General features: G+C 36.0%; 15 protein-coding genes. 4 read left to right on the plus strand and 11 right to left on the minus strand.

Going from position 1 to position 16,342, the window contains the following annotated elements:
- Positions 1 to 13: 13 nt before the first annotated feature.
- On the plus strand, positions 14 to 496 hold the full coding sequence (locus MKZ17_RS11915; RefSeq protein WP_340723951.1) for a GNAT family N-acetyltransferase: 483 nt from the start codon (positions 14 to 16) through the stop codon (positions 494 to 496).
- Between the two features lie 111 nt (positions 497 to 607).
- Positions 608 to 1,306 carry a Type 1 glutamine amidotransferase-like domain-containing protein gene (locus tag MKZ17_RS11920; protein ID WP_340723952.1) on the plus strand — a complete coding sequence of 233 codons (699 nt, stop codon included), beginning with the start codon at positions 608 to 610 and terminating at the stop codon, positions 1,304 to 1,306.
- Positions 1,307 to 1,319: 13 nt separating this feature from the next.
- Here MKZ17_RS11920 and MKZ17_RS11925 read toward each other — a convergent pair whose 3' ends face one another.
- From MKZ17_RS11925 to MKZ17_RS11965, 9 genes are all read right to left on the minus strand, one after another.
- The gene (locus MKZ17_RS11925; protein WP_340723953.1) at positions 1,320 to 1,634 is read right to left on the minus strand and encodes a YrdB family protein; all 315 of its coding nucleotides are present in this window, start codon (positions 1,632 to 1,634) and stop codon (positions 1,320 to 1,322) included.
- Between the two features lie 20 nt (positions 1,635 to 1,654).
- Entirely contained in the window at positions 1,655 to 2,008 is a 354-nt protein-coding gene (locus tag MKZ17_RS11930; RefSeq protein ID WP_340723954.1) for a DUF4260 domain-containing protein, read from the minus strand.
- Entirely contained in the window at positions 1,986 to 2,435 is a 450-nt protein-coding gene (locus MKZ17_RS11935) for a MerR family transcriptional regulator (RefSeq protein WP_340723955.1), read from the minus strand. The genes MKZ17_RS11930 and MKZ17_RS11935 overlap by 23 nt, the downstream gene beginning before the upstream one ends.
- Before the next feature lie 176 nt (positions 2,436 to 2,611).
- Positions 2,612 to 3,142, minus strand: coding sequence for a PadR family transcriptional regulator (locus MKZ17_RS11940; RefSeq protein ID WP_340723956.1), 531 nt, complete (start codon positions 3,140 to 3,142; stop codon positions 2,612 to 2,614).
- A 71-nt stretch (positions 3,143 to 3,213) separates the two neighbouring features.
- On the minus strand, positions 3,214 to 3,972 hold the full coding sequence (locus tag MKZ17_RS11945; RefSeq protein ID WP_340723957.1) for an ABC transporter permease: 759 nt from the start codon (positions 3,970 to 3,972) through the stop codon (positions 3,214 to 3,216).
- Complete coding sequence (locus MKZ17_RS11950) at positions 3,953 to 4,672, minus strand: ABC transporter ATP-binding protein (protein WP_340723958.1); 720 nt, start codon at positions 4,670 to 4,672, stop codon at positions 3,953 to 3,955. The genes MKZ17_RS11945 and MKZ17_RS11950 overlap by 20 nt, the downstream gene beginning before the upstream one ends.
- Before the next feature lie 161 nt (positions 4,673 to 4,833).
- Positions 4,834 to 6,648, minus strand: coding sequence for an ABC transporter substrate-binding protein (locus MKZ17_RS11955; protein WP_340723959.1), 1,815 nt, complete (start codon positions 6,646 to 6,648; stop codon positions 4,834 to 4,836).
- Between the two features lie 19 nt (positions 6,649 to 6,667).
- Positions 6,668 to 8,164, minus strand: coding sequence for an ABC transporter permease (locus MKZ17_RS11960; RefSeq protein ID WP_340723960.1), 1,497 nt, complete (start codon positions 8,162 to 8,164; stop codon positions 6,668 to 6,670).
- 13 nt (positions 8,165 to 8,177) lie between these two features.
- Entirely contained in the window at positions 8,178 to 9,581 is a 1,404-nt protein-coding gene (locus MKZ17_RS11965) for an ABC transporter permease (protein WP_340723961.1), read from the minus strand.
- Between the two features lie 149 nt (positions 9,582 to 9,730).
- On the opposite strand from MKZ17_RS11965, the gene MKZ17_RS11970 reads away from it, so the two are divergent.
- Positions 9,731 to 11,467, plus strand: coding sequence for an ABC transporter ATP-binding protein (locus MKZ17_RS11970; protein ID WP_340723962.1), 1,737 nt, complete (start codon positions 9,731 to 9,733; stop codon positions 11,465 to 11,467).
- 68 nt (positions 11,468 to 11,535) lie between these two features.
- Here the strand turns inward: MKZ17_RS11970 and MKZ17_RS11975 are convergent, their stop codons facing one another.
- Complete coding sequence (locus MKZ17_RS11975) at positions 11,536 to 12,954, minus strand: amidohydrolase (RefSeq protein WP_340723963.1); 1,419 nt, start codon at positions 12,952 to 12,954, stop codon at positions 11,536 to 11,538.
- Position 12,955: 1 nt separating this feature from the next.
- A complete protein-coding gene (locus tag MKZ17_RS11980; protein WP_340723964.1) occupies positions 12,956 to 14,173 on the minus strand; it encodes an MFS transporter in 1,218 nt (405 codons plus the stop codon).
- A gap of 132 nt (positions 14,174 to 14,305) precedes the next feature.
- On the opposite strand from MKZ17_RS11980, the gene MKZ17_RS11985 reads away from it, so the two are divergent.
- The gene (locus tag MKZ17_RS11985) at positions 14,306 to 16,255 is read left to right on the plus strand and encodes a helix-turn-helix domain-containing protein (RefSeq protein ID WP_340723965.1); all 1,950 of its coding nucleotides are present in this window, start codon (positions 14,306 to 14,308) and stop codon (positions 16,253 to 16,255) included.
- Positions 16,256 to 16,342: the final 87 nt, after the last annotated feature.

A 16,342-nucleotide genomic window follows, 5' to 3' on the forward strand; every position in this document is an offset into this window, starting at 1 on the left:
TGGAGGGAGCAACATGATACGGAATATTGAACAAGAAGATATTTCTGAAATCCTCAACATTTATCAAGCTGGAATTAATACTGGGATCGCTACTTTTGAAACAACGGTTCCAAATATTGCAACATGGCATCAGAAATACCATTCTTCCCTAAGATTTTTATATGAAGAAAATCAAAAAATTCTTGGCTGGATTTCTATTACTCCTATTTCTTCAAGAGCAACCTATCAAGGGGTTGGTGAAGTGAGTGTATATATACTTCCAGAAGCACATGGGAAAGGTATTGCCACAATGCTCTTACAATATTTAATTGAACAAGCAAAGGCTCAAAACTACTGGATGCTACAATCTTCAATCTTTCAAAATAACTTAGCAAGCATCCAATTACATCAAAAAACAGGTTTCCGTACTGTTGGTATTCGAAAAGGCATTGCCCAAAGAAATGGACAATGGCAAAACACCGTGATTATGGAGAAACATCTTATTTTAGAATTTTAAAAAAGGTGTATTCCCTTTCGTTGTCTAAATATATACATGTTACTCCTGTTACTTGTGTTGTAACAGGAGTTTTAATTTATTATTAAGTGAGGTTAATTTGGAGGGATTTAATTGAGGCAAATTATTGCAATGGGTGGCGGTGGTTTTTCAATGGAACCAGAAAACCTATTACTCGATAAATATATTTTAAATCAAGTAAAGACAGATTTACCAAGGGTTTGTTTTGTTCCAACAGCGAGCGGAGATCAAACGAATTATGTAGAAAGGTTTTATAAAGCTTTTACAACACTGCCTTGTCAGCCGTCTCATTTGTCATTATTTGAACCAGAATTTGAAGATTTAGAAAAGTACGTTTTGTCGCAGGATATTATTTATGTTGGCGGTGGAAATACAAGAAATTTGCTTGTTTTGTGGAAAGAATGGGGTTTAGATCGTATTTTGAAAAAGGCCTATAACAATGGAATTATACTTGCCGGGTTAAGTGCTGGTTCAATCTGTTGGTTTGAAGAAGGATTAACTGACCCATTAAATGGACCATTATATACGTTAGATTGTCTAGGATTTTTGAAGGGCAGTAATTGCCCTCATTATGATGGCGAAAATAAAAGAAAGCCCTCTTATCACCGGTTAATTTTGGAAGGCAAAATAAAAGAAGGTTATGCAGCCGACGATGGTGCCGCGCTTCACTTTATAAATGAAGCACTATTTACTTCAGTTAGTTCCAGAATTAAAGCGAGGACTTACTATATAAAAAACATAGGGGAAAAAATAATTGAAGAAGAACTTGATACAATTTATTTAGGAAAATGAAATTACTTTTGGTTCAACTTATAAAATAACAGTTTAATAGGAATATGATTGCAAAACTAAGAATGACAATTGGGTGTAATAAAGTCCACATGAAACCTATACTTACAAAAAGTATAGCAAGTTCCAATAGAAAACGACGATATCCTTGAAGGACGAAGGGAGCATTCGGTGAACCAAATGTTCCCCATGTAATAATCGTTATTGCTAAAAATACGATACATAATAAAAGCTTAGTAAAAAAACTATTGCCCATATTGTAAAAACCAAACCCAATTGCAACCAACATCATTAATTCTAAAAGAAAACGTAGCGCCATGTGGAAGTTCATTTGTTCACCCTTCAGTCGTATTAGACAATCTTTTGTAAATGTGTTTCCTTAAAATCATTTGCATATTTTAGTCCGAAGCCAAATGTACGATCCATCAAAATGTGCGCAATCCAAATCATAGCATAAGGAAGTATCGCTTCTTGATGATATAAAATACAAATGCTTAAAAGAATGATAGGTAAACTAAAATGATGCACACTATTATAGAGAATCGCACCTATTTTCGGATTAACAAAATAACCAATCATTGATAAATCAGGAACTAATAAAAATAAAAAGAATACTAATATGGAATAATCTAAATAGATGTATAGAACAATAATTGAGATGAGGCCAATAATATACTCCCATTTAATCCAGTTTCGTAAATACATGATTATCCTCCTCTTGGCTCATTTTTTTATACATCTCTTCAACCATTTCTTCTGTCTTGCTTTTATTTTCTTCATACTTCCCTTCATCTATTAATTGCTCCACTGTTTTTAATGCAACTAATGCAGCACTATACAATTCTATTTGTTTTTCAATCGCAGTAATTTTGTTGGCAAAAAGAGAAGCCGTTGCAATATTACATTCATTACTAAAGGATTGTTGGCCTAACTTAAGCAACGAATTAATTTCTTGAAGCGAAAAACCAAGCTTCTTTAATACTAAAATAAACTTAATCGTACTTTCACATTGTTGGTCATAAAATCGATACCCATTATTTAAACGAACTGGATGTAATAATCCTTCCTTTTCGTAAAATCGAATCGCATCATTTGATAAATGGTACTTCAAAGCAAATTCTTTAATATACATAATCTCCCCCCTTCCATCATGCTAACATTGGAGTGAACTCTAATGTCAATGCAATTTTTAAACAATTTTCTTGAATAAATGATGTTTGTTCTTACTTTTACAAAAAAACGAATGAAACCATATTTCGTTTCATTCGTTTACCATCTTTAATCCTATTTAGATGCGGATGTTTATTTTTAAATATTATTATAATATCGAATCAAATTTTTTAGTAAATGAATTTGTAATTCATATTGCCTAAATACATTTTGAAAGAGCAGCTCTGTTACATCATCCATTGGCATATGATTACGTTTAATTTCAATTCCAGATCTTTGTTTTTCTAATTGTTCTTCTAATATTGCTTGTTGACCTTGTAATGATTGAATTATCTCATCTTTTGATAAATGTTGAATAAAACTAAGCCCTGTATATAAATTACTTGGTAGATGAACAGATGAAACTTGTAACGACTCTACTAGTAACTTAACAAACTCCATCTCTCCATATGTCGTAATTTTATAAATCGCTTTCGAACGATTTCCTGTTTTTTCGATAGAATTGATTTCGACTAGACCCTCAGTCTGCATCTTTTTCAATGCATGATAAATCGAACCTGGTAAAATCCCTGCCCATGAATCAGCCTGACTTTTTATTAAAAGCTGTTGGATTTCATAGCCGGACATCGGTTTTGTTTTTAATAATCCTAATACCATTAATCTCGTCATTGTTTATGCACCTCAATATTAACTATTCAATATTGAGTATTATAACATGAAATTACATCAAACTATTTACATTAGGATGCATATTTTCCTTCCTTAAATCTTATATCCATTTGGTTACTATCCCATTTAAATGTTCGAATTGCGAGCAGTATTGCTAGTATGAAGTAAATAAGGAGTATTCCATATCCCAAAAGTAATACATTATTTTCTCCCATCATTAAGCCTCGTAATGCCTTTACATAATGTTCGAATGGGAATAGTTTGCCAATAAGAACGAACCATTCTGGTGCATTTTTCAAATGATAAAAAGCTTCACTCATAAAGATCATCGGCAGTTGGATTAAATTTGAATACATACTTATTTGTGCTTCATTTCGAGCAAGATTACTTATAACAAATCCGATCGTTGTAAAACAAAGTGAGCCAATTATTAATAGTAAAAACGTATTGATAACTGTAGGCATGTAAACATCAATTGTAAATAGAAGAATACCTAGTAACCAAACAATAGAATTTATTAAAACACCGGTAAATGTCCGAGCGAGTACCATAATTAAAATAAATGTAAAAAGTGGCATTGGGGTTAGTTTTAACAATTTATATACGCCTTTATTCCGCTGTGCATGTACTTGGAAAGCAATACCTTGCATACCCCAAAAAATTGTACTAATTGCTGTTACTCCTGCGACAATTTGTAACTGTTGAGTATTTTCATTGAAAAAAGAGCCTAGAGCAATCATTAGTACTATCGGAAAGGCGAATGAATAAAACAATGTTACCTTATCCCTAATTGCGATAACAAGCATCGATTTAAAAATTACTTGGAACATGCTGATGCCTCCCTTCTGATAACTGTAAATACAAAGTTTCTAAACTTTCTATATTATACGCTTTACACAATTGGTCAGTTTTTCCTTCTACAATGATTTGTCCTTGATCAATCATAACAATACGTGTCGCTAATTTTTCAACTTCTGCCATATCATGAGAAGTAAATACAACTGTTTTTCCTTGATATTGAAGTTCCCTTATTAGTTCATGAATTTCTTGTCGAGCACGTGGATCAAGTGCTGCAGTTGGTTCATCTAAAAAAATGAGTTCTGGATTATGAATAAGCGCAATGCAAATGGCCAACCTCTTTTGTTGCCCACCGGAAAGCTTTGATGCCTCTACTTTTCCTACATGAGCTAAGCCACACATTTTAAGCACACCCTGTACTTCTTCATCCGTTAACTTTTTTCTGTAAAACGAAGCAAATAGCTTTAAATTCTCACTTGCATTTAAGCCAACAAAAAATGGCGCTGTTTGAAGTTGAACACCCATTTTTTCCTTATAGGTCTCAAGCCAATACTTGATATGTCCTGCATCTGCTTTTCGTAAACCAATTAACATTTCGATCGTTGTAGATTTTCCCGCCCCATTCGAACCAATTACAGCTAAAATTTCATTTTCATGAACATCTAAATTAACCCCACTAACAATTTTTCTTCTGCCATAAAACTTATGCAGATTTCTTGCTTGAATAAACATTGCCTACCTCCTTTAGTCAACATAAAACACTCAACGTTGAGTATTTGTATGTATATATTATGGAAAATAACTAAATTTGTAAAGGCTTTTCGTAAATAAAAAAGTAGAGCCAGAATTAAAACAATCTCGGACTCTACCTAATATTAATTATTCAAAATAAATTATTTACTTTCTTGATAAGATTTTAAGAACTCTTTTACTTTCGCGCTATCTGCTTCTAGCTTTAATCCTGTATCTACTAATGGAGAAACTGTTGATACAGCTGGTTTTTTCTTATCTTGGTAATAGCTGATGAACTCTGATTGGTTGATTGAGTAAAGTACTGCTTTACGTAAATCTACTGATTTCGATACTTCGCGACCGTTTTGGTTGAATAATAAGTAACTTACTGCATTAGAATCTGCCGTTTTTAATGTTAAGTTTTGGTCGCCCTCCACTACATCTACTTTTGTTTCAGGTACTGATTGTAATACATGAATTTCCCCGTTACGTAATGCTGATAATGCACTGTCGTTATCTGCAATAAAGCGTACGTTAATTTTTTTGATTTTTGGTTCGTTCTCTGTACCAACTTGGTAAGCTGGATTTTTCACGAATTGTGCTTCATAGTCATTTTTTTGTACTAAAATGTAAGGTCCAGATGCGGCTAAGTGATTGGCATAAGTAGCACCTTCCGTCACTGTTGCTTGGTCACCGTAAGCGACATCTTTATTAGGATCATAGCTTGCAACATCAAATGTATTGACTGCAGTCACTGCTGCTTCTGATACAATACCACCTGATTGGTGCGCTAAGTAGTTTAATACTTGTGGGAATGCTGTTGATGTCGTAATTTTCACTACTTGGTATTTTCCAGCTGCATTATCTACATCTGCTTCATCTGCTACGACTTCGGCCACCGCTGCAGGTAAATCCTCCGACAATGCTTCTAATACTGTGTTACCATCCGCTGTTTTCACTGACTGTAATGACGTAATATCCGAAATGATTTCTACGGATTCAATGTTTTCATGAATCGAATAAGTACGGTGATCTGGAACAGCATTTTGATCTTTGGCACGGTTTAATGAGAAGACAACATCCTCTGCAGATACTAAATCGCCTGTATCAACCGCAGTTTTGTTTTCTACTTTTGCAAAATTAATATCGTCACGTAATACGAAATAATATTCTTTTGCATCTTCCGACATCGCATGATTATAAGATAATGAACCTTTTGAAACAACTTCATCCGTATCTGATAAGTTTACTAAACGGACATTCATATTTGTATTCAATGTATTAATTGAACCGTCATTTCCTTTCACTGGGTCAAGTGAAGTTAATGAAGCGATCGCTTGATGTAATACTAATGTCTCTGTATCATTTTTCGCTTCATCATTAAAGGAAATTGTTTCCCATGCCTGTGCACGTGACTTTGGTAAACGTACTGTATCTGGATTTATTTCTTTTGAATAAATTCCTTGGAATTTTTGTGAAATATAAAGTGGTGCGATATATGCATTATCAAATACTAACGCTTGCTCTAATTCTTTATACTTATCTTTTGCTTCATCGCCCGTTAATGTACTCGCTTCATCGATTAATTGGTCGACTGTTTCATCTGAAGTACGGCTATAGTCCCCACCTGTTTTGAATAAACCACGTACCGCATAGTCAGGGTTACCTGTTACAGTAGTCCAACTTGAAATCGCAATATCAAAGTTACCCGCATCTTGTTGCGCTGTATATGAGCCATAATCTGGTTGAATATTTAATTTCACATCGAAGCCGTTTTTCACTAATTGATCACGTACGATGTTCATATCTTGCTCACCTGAAGACATACCTAATAATTCAATGACAGGTTTTGCACCGGCTGTTTCCGTAATATCTGTTTTTGACTCTTCTACATCAGACTTTGTTTCAACACAGCCTGCTAATGCTACCGCTGCAACTGTTGCAGTCGATGCTAATGTAAATAATTTTTTATTCATGTTGATTTCCTCCAAAAAGTTAATTTGATTTCGGATCTAATGCGTCACGAAGTCCATCGCCAAAAAAGTTAAACGATAGAACGAGCAGCATAATGCATAGACCGGGGAAAATAGCTAAATAAGAGTGAGACTCTAAATAAGTGCTTCCTACTTTTAAAATATTGCCCCACTCAGGAATATGCGGCTCAATACCTAGACCTAAGAAGCTTAAACTACTTGTCGAAATGACAGCTCCACCAATTGTTAAAGTCGCTTTTACAATCATCGGCGCAAGAGCATTCGGTACAATATGTTTGAAAATAATGGCTCCATCGGAAGCACCTAATGCGCGCGCAGATTCAACAAATTCATAGTTTGATATTTGTAGCACATTTGCACGCATCGTCCGTGCATACGTTGGAATTGCGCCAACACTTAATGCAATAATTAAGTTCAACGTGTTCGCGCCAAATGCCGCAATAATGGCAATCGCAAGTAAAATACCTGGAATCGCATAGAGCACATCTAAGCTACGCATAATAAGATTGTCGGTATTTTTTCCATAGTAGCCTGAGATTGCGCCAAGTGCCCCTCCGATAAGAGCCGGAATAATTGTTGCACAAAAACCTACGATTAAGGAGATTTGTGCCCCAAATACAATACGTGAAAATAAATCTCGACCGAAATTATCTGTACCTAATGGATGCTGTAAAGATGGTGTTTGCAAAAGTGCAGCGTAATTGTTCTCTACTGCAAAATCATAATCAAACGTCCAACTACTCACGACAGATAATGAGAACATAAAGACGATAAAAAACAAACCAAATACAGCCATCGAATTTCGTAAAATTTTATTCCACATTTTTTGCCACTTCTCAACAGCAGATGGATCCGCATTCCGCGCCTTCCGAATTAGAGTTATACCTAGTAATAAAGAAAAAATATTTCCTGTTAACACCGGAATACACATAATGACTCCTACCGGTAACATCCATTTCGGCGCATTACTAAGCGTGACATGACGTGCAATAAGAATTGCAACGATTAGATATAGTATCGCTAATGCTATAAAACCGCCCATAGCGAGTAAAAAAGTATCTACTACATAAGGCTTAAATAGATTCATTGCCGATACGACCAAGATAAAAATTTGCGTATTAAACGCATACACAGCAAAGGTGTACTCTGCCGTTTTGTTTTTTGTTGCAAGCATAAAGCCAAATCCTGCTGCAAAAACGTTTCCTACAAAAATTGATAAAATAAGAGGAAACCCAAGTAAGCGTGATCGCTTTTGGATTTCGCGTTCACTTGCTAAATCCTTTTTAATGAGGTGGGAAACAAACCATACATAGATTGTCGTAATCAAATAGATTGCAAACATCATCAATACAGCAGGTCGCCATACACCCTCTGAGAAATTAAAACTATAAAGTAAAAACAGCATTGAAAAGATAGCAGAAAAAGCAATCGTAAACTGAGCATTGACATATTCTTGTGTTATTTTCAAAAGCAGTTTTACATCTGAAATGAATTTCACGACTTACTCTCTCCTAAGATTTTTTCATTTTTGATCGAATACGAGGATCAAAGAATGCATATAAAATGTCAATTAACATATTCACAATTGAAATTGTAATGGCAATATATACGACCCCGCCTAAGATTGCGGGGATATCTGGAATAAATTGCTTATCAACGATATAACTCCCTATACCACTAATATTAAAAACCTTTTCTGTAACAGACGCCCCACCAAGCATCCCCCCGAATAATAGTCCAATCACGGTAATAATCGGAATCATCGCATTTCGAATGGCGTGTTTGGTAATCACTTTACGTCCACTTAACCCTTTCGCTTTTGCGGTAATAATATAATCTTCATGAATAACTTCGAGCATGCTCGAGCGGGTCATCCGCGCAATGGATGCTGTAATCGATGTACCAAGAACAACAATTGGCAGAACTAATGACATCCAATTGTTCGGATTGTATGTTGCAGGGAACCATTTTAAATCGATTGAGAACGTTAAAATAAAAATTAACCCTTGCCAAAAACTTGGAATCGATAAACCAATTAGCGCAATTAACATAAATACATAATCAATAAAAGAATTTGGGCGAACTGCTGAAATAATCCCCACTGGAATCGCAATCGCGATCGCCATTAATAAAGAAAATAACGCGATTTCTAATGTGACAGGGAATTTATTCAAAATACTTTGTGTTACATCCTCCTTACCTGCAAAGGATGTACCAAGATCAAACGTAAATAAGCCCGTAAGAGAATGCCAAAGCTGTACAAAATACGGCTGATCTAATCCGTACAAACGATTAAAGTTTTCAATTTGCTCTTGTGTTGCCTCAATGCCTAATAAATTTCGCGCTGGGTCAAAAGGAGAAATATACAAAATCGTAAATACTAGCGTTGCCACACCCAAAATAACAAACACACTTTGAATTAATCGTTCAAAGATGAAGCGAATAAATGGATTACTCGAAATAAACAATAGAATATACATAAAAATACCCGGAATTAAGCTAATGATTAAAAACTTAGGTGTTTTCAAAAGCTGGCTAAAGTAATTTGTATATGTATTATTTTCTACACCGTGTGCAGCGAGTAGCTTATCAACCGTACGCTGTAATTTTTGTTGTGCTAGTTGCTGTGCATTTGCTTTTATTCTTTTTTCATCAATTGCTTGTTTGAAAAATGCGGCCTTTGCACGCTCCTGCGTTTCGTATTCACGTGTCCATGTAAGTACTTGCCCTTCCTCAATTAGTTGCTCCTCGAATTGCTTTATTAACTGGATATTTTTCGCATTCGAACTACCACGAATGTACATGACATAAGTGACAATGTGCACGATGAAGCCTAATAAAATGTAGGCGAAGTAATAGCTTTTTTTCGACGTATTTTTTTCAAAGCTATCCTGAAAGATGTGCCATACTTTCATCGATGCAACTCCTTTCTACTATTCTTGCTTTCTTAATGGAATAGTTCAAAACTTTATATTGCATAATTCCTACCTGTTTAGTACAGTATGTATTAGTAACACCGTTTCGTCAATATTAATATTCAAAATTTTTAAAGGATGAGAAAAAAATGAGTGAAAAACTACTAACGGTAAAGGATTTACGCGTTTCATTTATAACTGATGAGTCGGAATTTGAAGCCGTGAAAGGTGTAAGTTTCCATATAAATGCAGGTGAAACTGTCGGAATTGTAGGGGAGTCTGGAAGTGGTAAAAGTGTAACAGCAAGATCAATTATGCGTTTATTACCTTCCCCCCCCTCTTTTTTGAAGTCGGGAACGATCGAATTCCACGGCAAAAATCTCGTGTTACAATCTGAAAAACAAATGGAAGCAATTCGAGGAAAAGATATTAGTATGATTTTCCAAGATCCGATGACGTCAACAAATCCAACGATTCGTATTGGGGAACAAATTGCAGAAGGTTTAGTTAAACACCAAGGCTTATCGAATAAAGAAGCGTTCGCCAAAACAATCGAACTATTAAAATTAGTCGGCATTAAAAATAGCGAAGAACGTTACAATCAATATCCGCATGAATTTAGTGGTGGAATGCGCCAACGTGTAATGATTGCGATGGCGTTAGCTTGTAACCCTTCCCTACTCATTGCAGATGAACCAACAACCGCGTTAGACGTTACAATTCAAGCACAAATTCTTTCATTAATGAAAGAAATGCAACAACGACTTGGCACGTCAATTATTTTAATTACGCACGATTTAGGGGTTGTGGCCGGTATGTGTGATCGCGTGATCGTTATGAAAGAGGGCGAGGTAGTTGAGCAAGGTACAACCGAAGAAATTTTCGCCAATCCGCAGCATGATTACACGAAGCGTTTACTACATGCTCTACCAAAATTGCATGAAAAGAAAGAACCAAAAGTAATCCCAAATTTAGCGCCTGAGCTCGATATGACTGTGCCACTTGTTGAAGTGAAAAACATATCAAAGCATTTTGAAATGGCAAAAGGCAATGTGCTAAAGGCAGTTGATGATTTATCATTTCAAATTTATCCTGGTGAAACATTAGGTCTTGTTGGTGAATCTGGTTCTGGAAAATCAACTACCGGGCGTACTCTATTACAATTACACGAACCAACTGATGGCGAAGTGTTGTATAAAGGTGTTCCGGTAAGTCGACTTACGAAAAATGAGTTAAAAAGTATGCGTCGACATATGCAAATCATTTTCCAAGATCCATATTCGAGTTTAAATCCAAGGAAAAAGGTGCTCGATATTATTGGAGAAGCATTAGATTTACATAAGTTAACGACATCAAAAGAACAGCGTCGTTCTCGTGTAGAGGAATTGTTAGAGCTCGTCGGCTTGAAAAAAGAACATGCACTACGCTATCCGCATGAATTCAGTGGTGGTCAACGCCAGCGCATCGGTATCGCTCGCGCACTTGCTGTAGAGCCTCAATTTATTGTGTGCGATGAACCATTATCTGCACTCGATGTATCGATTCAAAAGCAAGTCGTTGATTTATTAAAAGATTTACAGCAACGTCTTGGGTTAACGTATTTATTTATCGCGCATGATTTATCAATGGTGAAACATATTAGTGACCGTGTCGCTGTTATGTACGGTGGTAAAATTGTCGAACTTGCCGAAAGTGAAGAATTATACAGCAACCCAAAGCATCCATATACAAAAATGCTACTTAACTCGATTCCAATCCCTGATCCAGCGATTGAAAAGAAGAAAAAACGCGAAGTGATGAATGAAGAACAGCTTATGTCAAATCGATTTGATGTAGAAAATGCAAAGTTAGTTGAAGTATCAGATGGACATTGGGTAGCAATATAATGAAAAAAAGATTCTCGAAGTTTTTTCGGGAATCTTTTTTGTAATTGACACAAGATGAAAACCTACTATTATTGTAAATTTGTAGTTGGCTTTGGTGCCTTCACTTCAGCTGGGATTGCACAAATATATTCTTTCCCTGCACGTAACCGGTCAAATTCTGCTTTTGCCGTCGCAATCACTTGTGGATTTACTAATGAATCAAGTGCAGCACCCGCCATTGTTTTCGCAGCATAGTGCATGCCCTTCATTCCGATAGAAGTCCCAAAAGAAGATGTCGCCTGCCATGTATGCAACTGTACTCCATGAGGGGCACAAACTGTTGTCACTTGTCCGAGTGGTGCAATCCATGAGACATCACCTAAATCACTTGAACCCGGCATAGATTGACGGAATAGTTGAGGGAGGTTTAACTGATCTTTAATTAAAACATTGCCCACATCGCCCCCCATCATCGCAAGCTGCTGATTCGCTCCCGCAAAAACAGATGGATCTATTGATTGTTGAAGCTCTTTCGCGTATACTTCCTCTTCTTCTGAAAATTGGAGTGGCGGTAACTCCTGCCATTGGGCAAACATTTGATTATTTAACGTCATATTTGGTAGCGAATCATAGCAACCCGACTTTATCTTCCAGGAAACAGTTGTTTCTGTCATATGGGCCGCGCCTTCTGCTACACGAATTAAACGGCGTAATAAATCATCCACTGCTTCGCGTGTTGCACCTCGCAAAAAATAAAACACACTTGCCTCATCAGGAACGATATTCGGCGCTAATCCCCCATTTGTAATTTGGTAATGAATACGAGAGCCATCAGGAACATGCTCACGTAAATAGTTTGCACCAACGTTCATTATTTCCACCCCATCTAATGCACTTCTCCCTAAATGAGGTGCAGCTGCAGCGTGTGCCGTGCGACCTTTGAAGAAAAATTCCACCCCAGTTAATGCTTGCATAGACGGATGAACCGCCATATTATATGTGCCAGGATGCCATGTGTAGACGATATCTAAATCATCAAATACCCCTTCACGTGCCATAAATGATTTTCCTGATAATAATTCCTCTGCTGGACAGCCATAATAGCGAATTGTACCGGCAATGTTCTCCTTCTCCATCATGTTTTTTAATGCTACAACTGCTTCCACTCCAGCAGTTCCTAATAAATTATGTCCGCATCCATGTCCAGGACCACCTTCTACGATTGGTAAATGAGTTGTCGTTGTTTGCTGACTCAAACCTGGTAACGCATCAAATTCACCTAGAAATCCAATAATTGGTGCTCCTGTACCCCATTCCGCCATAAAAGCTGTTGCCACGTCGCCAGTATTTGTTGAAATACGGAAACCTTGTTCGAGTAAAAAGTTTCTCTGCACTTCAGATGCATATGTCTCTTCATAGCCTACTTGTGGATGGTCCCAAATATCCTTCGCCATTTTTGCAAAAATAGCCTCATTTTGTTCCATCGATTTAAACAGTTGTTGTTTCATGCTATCCCTCCACTGGATCTAAACTAACCGAACCTGATTTTTTTAGTGGTAATGTAATTGCAATACATGCTGCTATCGCGCATACGATTGCTAAAAAGATAAATGATGTATTAAACGAACCACCTGATGCGTTAATTAAATAGCCCATAATCGATGGCGAAACAATACCGGCTGCTTGACCACCAAAGTTAACAACACCAAATGCAGTTGCTACGTTACTTTCTTCCACGACACGGTGTGGCGTAGTAAAGATGAACGAAATAACAAACGCTACAAATGTGAAGGCGATGCACTGATACAGAATAATCAAAATAATAGATGACGCACTAGCCATTAAAAATAGTGAAACAGCTAGAACAGCTGCACCTAGAATCACACCATATTTGGATTTTTCACCTAACTTCGTAATAATTCGACCACTTACAACCATTCCGACAGCAGAACATAATGCTGGAATAGCTGCAACTAAACCAATGCTTTTCATATCAATATTGTGAACCTGCATTAAATATGTTGGCATCCAAGAACTTAAGCCCCAGCTTGCAATATTAATAAAGAAAAAAATCGTTAATACTTTTAATAAGTATGGATTCGATAAAACAGCTTTAAACGAGCCCTTCTGTTGTTCACCATTTACTTCCATATATGTTTTGGCATTTCGCGTAAAGTACAATAAAGCTAACACGAAAATAATTCCTAATGCTGAAATTATAAAGAATACGGAACGCCAGCCAAATAGTAATAATAATGGCGCACATAGAATGGGTGCTAGTGCTGCACCTAACATATTTGATGACATCATCGTTGCTTGCGCTTTTGTACGCTGCGATTTTTCAAAATATGTGGCAATCGCTTTCGTACTTGCAGCTGGGTATCCCCCTTCTCCTACACCAAATAAGAAACGAATGAATATTAATGATACGATCGACCAAGCGAGACCTGTAAGCGCAGTAAAAACTGACCAAAATAACACGGCAATTATTAATATTTTCACTGTTCCAAAACGATCTGAAAGCCAGCCTCCAGGAATTTGCATAAAGGCATATCCCATAAAAAATGCACTTAATACAAACCCAAGTTGTGTAGCATTTAATGCTAAATCGTCTCCAATATTTGTTAAAGCCAGTGTAATCGCTGTTCGATCCACATAAGATACTATCCATCCAAAGTACAAAACAGCTAAAATCAAGCCACCTTTGTCTTTCATACTACTCTCCATGTAATCGCCTCCTTATAATTATCTAAATATTACAAAAAATTAGTGACTTATTCATTGGGGAAAGTTACAATTTTATTAACTGAAAATTGTAGTAAGTTCCAAAATCAAATATTTCTTAAGGGTGTGTCCATTTTGAGCGTACAAAAGAGCAAATATATTTCACATGAACATTGTACTTTTTATATATATAGTGCTAATCAAGAGTGGTTTTTATTTAGTGGAAAACCTACCATCGTGAAGACGCTTTCTCAACAATATGTTCTTGATGAGCGGACAGGCTTTTATACTACCACGTTTGAAACAACTATCCCTGAGCGCTATATTGTCTATTGCAGTATCGCGTTGGACTTGCGCTACTATGATGTTGAATTGGTACAATTACAAGTCGAAAAACTATTTTTTCAGCAATTGTATACAAAACAACAGGAACAGCAATTGGCGATTGGCCAATTAATGATTGCATTAAATTCAGATTTAAAAATTAAGCCTTTACTTCAAAAAATTATGGATTATTCATTAGAGGCCATCCCATCCATTGACCGTGGTTTTTTAATGCTGTTTGATAACGAAGATCAGCGTCTTCACACGGTTGCAAGTAAAGGGACAACCGATGCCATTTACAGTTATTCACCCTCTATTGGCGAAGGTATTGCTGGCTATACTTTCCAGTCGGGAAAATCGGGGATTTATAATTTAAATGAAGCAGTTAAAATAATGTGGAACATTTCACCTAAAAATAACATTGCACTTCAAGGGGCTTTAAGTGGCAGTACGTCAGAAAAAATAACGACAATGGCTGTTCCAATTTTTTCTGATACAAGGAAATTTGGCATTTTAATCGTCCATCAATTTACAAACAAAATGCCGTTTCAAAATCGAGATTTGCAATTATTAAAAAGTATTGCATCGCAAGCTGCTGTCGCATTAAAAAATGCTGAAGCCTATGAACAAATCGAGCATCTAAATGAAGATTATGAACAAAATAATACGATTCATCAGCTTTTTTTAAATCTAACACTGCAAAATGTCGATGAAGCAATTATTATCGAACAAACAAAAGGTTTATTACAGAAATCCATACATTATGTAAATTTAATCGACCGAGAAACTTATCCTGATGAATTTATGTTGAATCAATTAAAAACCATTACGGAACCTGGCATTTATTTAATTCATAAATCCTTTTACATTTATCCTGTGAAAAATGAACATCAAATTTTCGGCTATTTGCTTTTCGAAATACTAAAAGAAATCGAGGCACATGAAAAACGCATAATAGAAAATGCCAGTATTAGCCTTGCTTTAAAAGCGATTCAATTTCAAGCAAAAAGTCAAATGAGCTTTAAAGAGCGACTTGAATTATTTCAGCATATTTTGATGGGACAAGCACAGTTTATAGACCCTCGCTATGAAGATTTACATTTAGATGTATACGGGCAAACTTTTTGTATCACATTGAAAATTAGTCATTTTACTAACTGGCATGTTGTACAGTTTATTGAGCATTTAACCCAATACTATCCTTCACACCCTTTTATTTTTACGCAAAGTGATCAAGTTGTTTGGATTTTACAAGGTGATGAAACATTCAGACAAAATATCGTAATTCAACTTCCTAAAGTACTAGAAAGTTGGGTACAATTTCATCAACAATTTGTCGCCATAGGGGTTGGCACCATTCAGCAAAATTTATTAAAGGTTGAAACAAGCTTTACTGAAAGTGATCACGCATTACCTCATCAATCAAAATCAATAACCGGTATTACAATAGTACGCTTTGAGGAAATTGGGATTAATCGTTTATTTAGAAAGCATACACGAGGCGATATTCAACAATTTATTACCCAAGTATTGGATCCGTTATTTCAAAAAAAAGATTATACGTTACTCGACACGCTTGCCTGCTATATTCAACAAAATCGTTCCATTTCAAAAACAGCCGATGTACTTCATATACATCAAAACACACTCTATCATCGTTTACAGCGTGTCGAACAACTTACGAATCGAAGCTTAAGTGACCCCGCACATTTTTTAGAGCTCACACTTGCACTACATTTATATAGTACGTATGAACATTGAAAGTAAGTTCGAACAATAAATATTGATCCAACAAACCAATAATGAAATACACCTTCAAAAATAAGGCCACACCCTTTAAAACATACT

Origin of the sequence: Solibacillus sp. FSL R7-0682 (genome assembly GCF_038005985.1) — a bacterium.
GTDB lineage: Bacteria > Bacillota > Bacilli > Bacillales_A > Planococcaceae > Solibacillus.

Bases quoted from the DNA above. Each gene is read 5' to 3' on its own strand.
- MKZ17_RS11970 (WP_340723962.1), top strand. From the start codon at position 9,731: ATGAGTGAAAAACTACTAACGGTAAAGGATTTACGCGTTTCATTTATA.
- MKZ17_RS11965 (WP_340723961.1), bottom strand. From the start codon at position 9,581: ATGAAAGTATGGCACATCTTTCAGGATAGCTTTGAAAAAAATACGTCG.
- MKZ17_RS11955 (WP_340723959.1), bottom strand. From the start codon at position 6,648: ATGAATAAAAAATTATTTACATTAGCATCGACTGCAACAGTTGCAGCG.
- MKZ17_RS11935 (WP_340723955.1), bottom strand. From the start codon at position 2,435: ATGTATATTAAAGAATTTGCTTTGAAGTACCATTTATCAAATGATGCG.
- MKZ17_RS11975 (WP_340723963.1), bottom strand. From the start codon at position 12,954: ATGAAACAACAACTGTTTAAATCGATGGAACAAAATGAGGCTATTTTT.
- MKZ17_RS11950 (WP_340723958.1), bottom strand. From the start codon at position 4,672: ATGTTTATTCAAGCAAGAAATCTGCATAAGTTTTATGGCAGAAGAAAA.
- MKZ17_RS11945 (WP_340723957.1), bottom strand. From the start codon at position 3,972: ATGTTCCAAGTAATTTTTAAATCGATGCTTGTTATCGCAATTAGGGAT.
- MKZ17_RS11915 (WP_340723951.1), top strand. From the start codon at position 14: ATGATACGGAATATTGAACAAGAAGATATTTCTGAAATCCTCAACATT.
- MKZ17_RS11925 (WP_340723953.1), bottom strand. From the start codon at position 1,634: ATGAACTTCCACATGGCGCTACGTTTTCTTTTAGAATTAATGATGTTG.
- MKZ17_RS11940 (WP_340723956.1), bottom strand. From the start codon at position 3,142: ATGACGAGATTAATGGTATTAGGATTATTAAAAACAAAACCGATGTCC.
- MKZ17_RS11980 (WP_340723964.1), bottom strand. From the start codon at position 14,173: ATGGAGAGTAGTATGAAAGACAAAGGTGGCTTGATTTTAGCTGTTTTG.
- MKZ17_RS11930 (WP_340723954.1), bottom strand. From the start codon at position 2,008: ATGTATTTACGAAACTGGATTAAATGGGAGTATATTATTGGCCTCATC.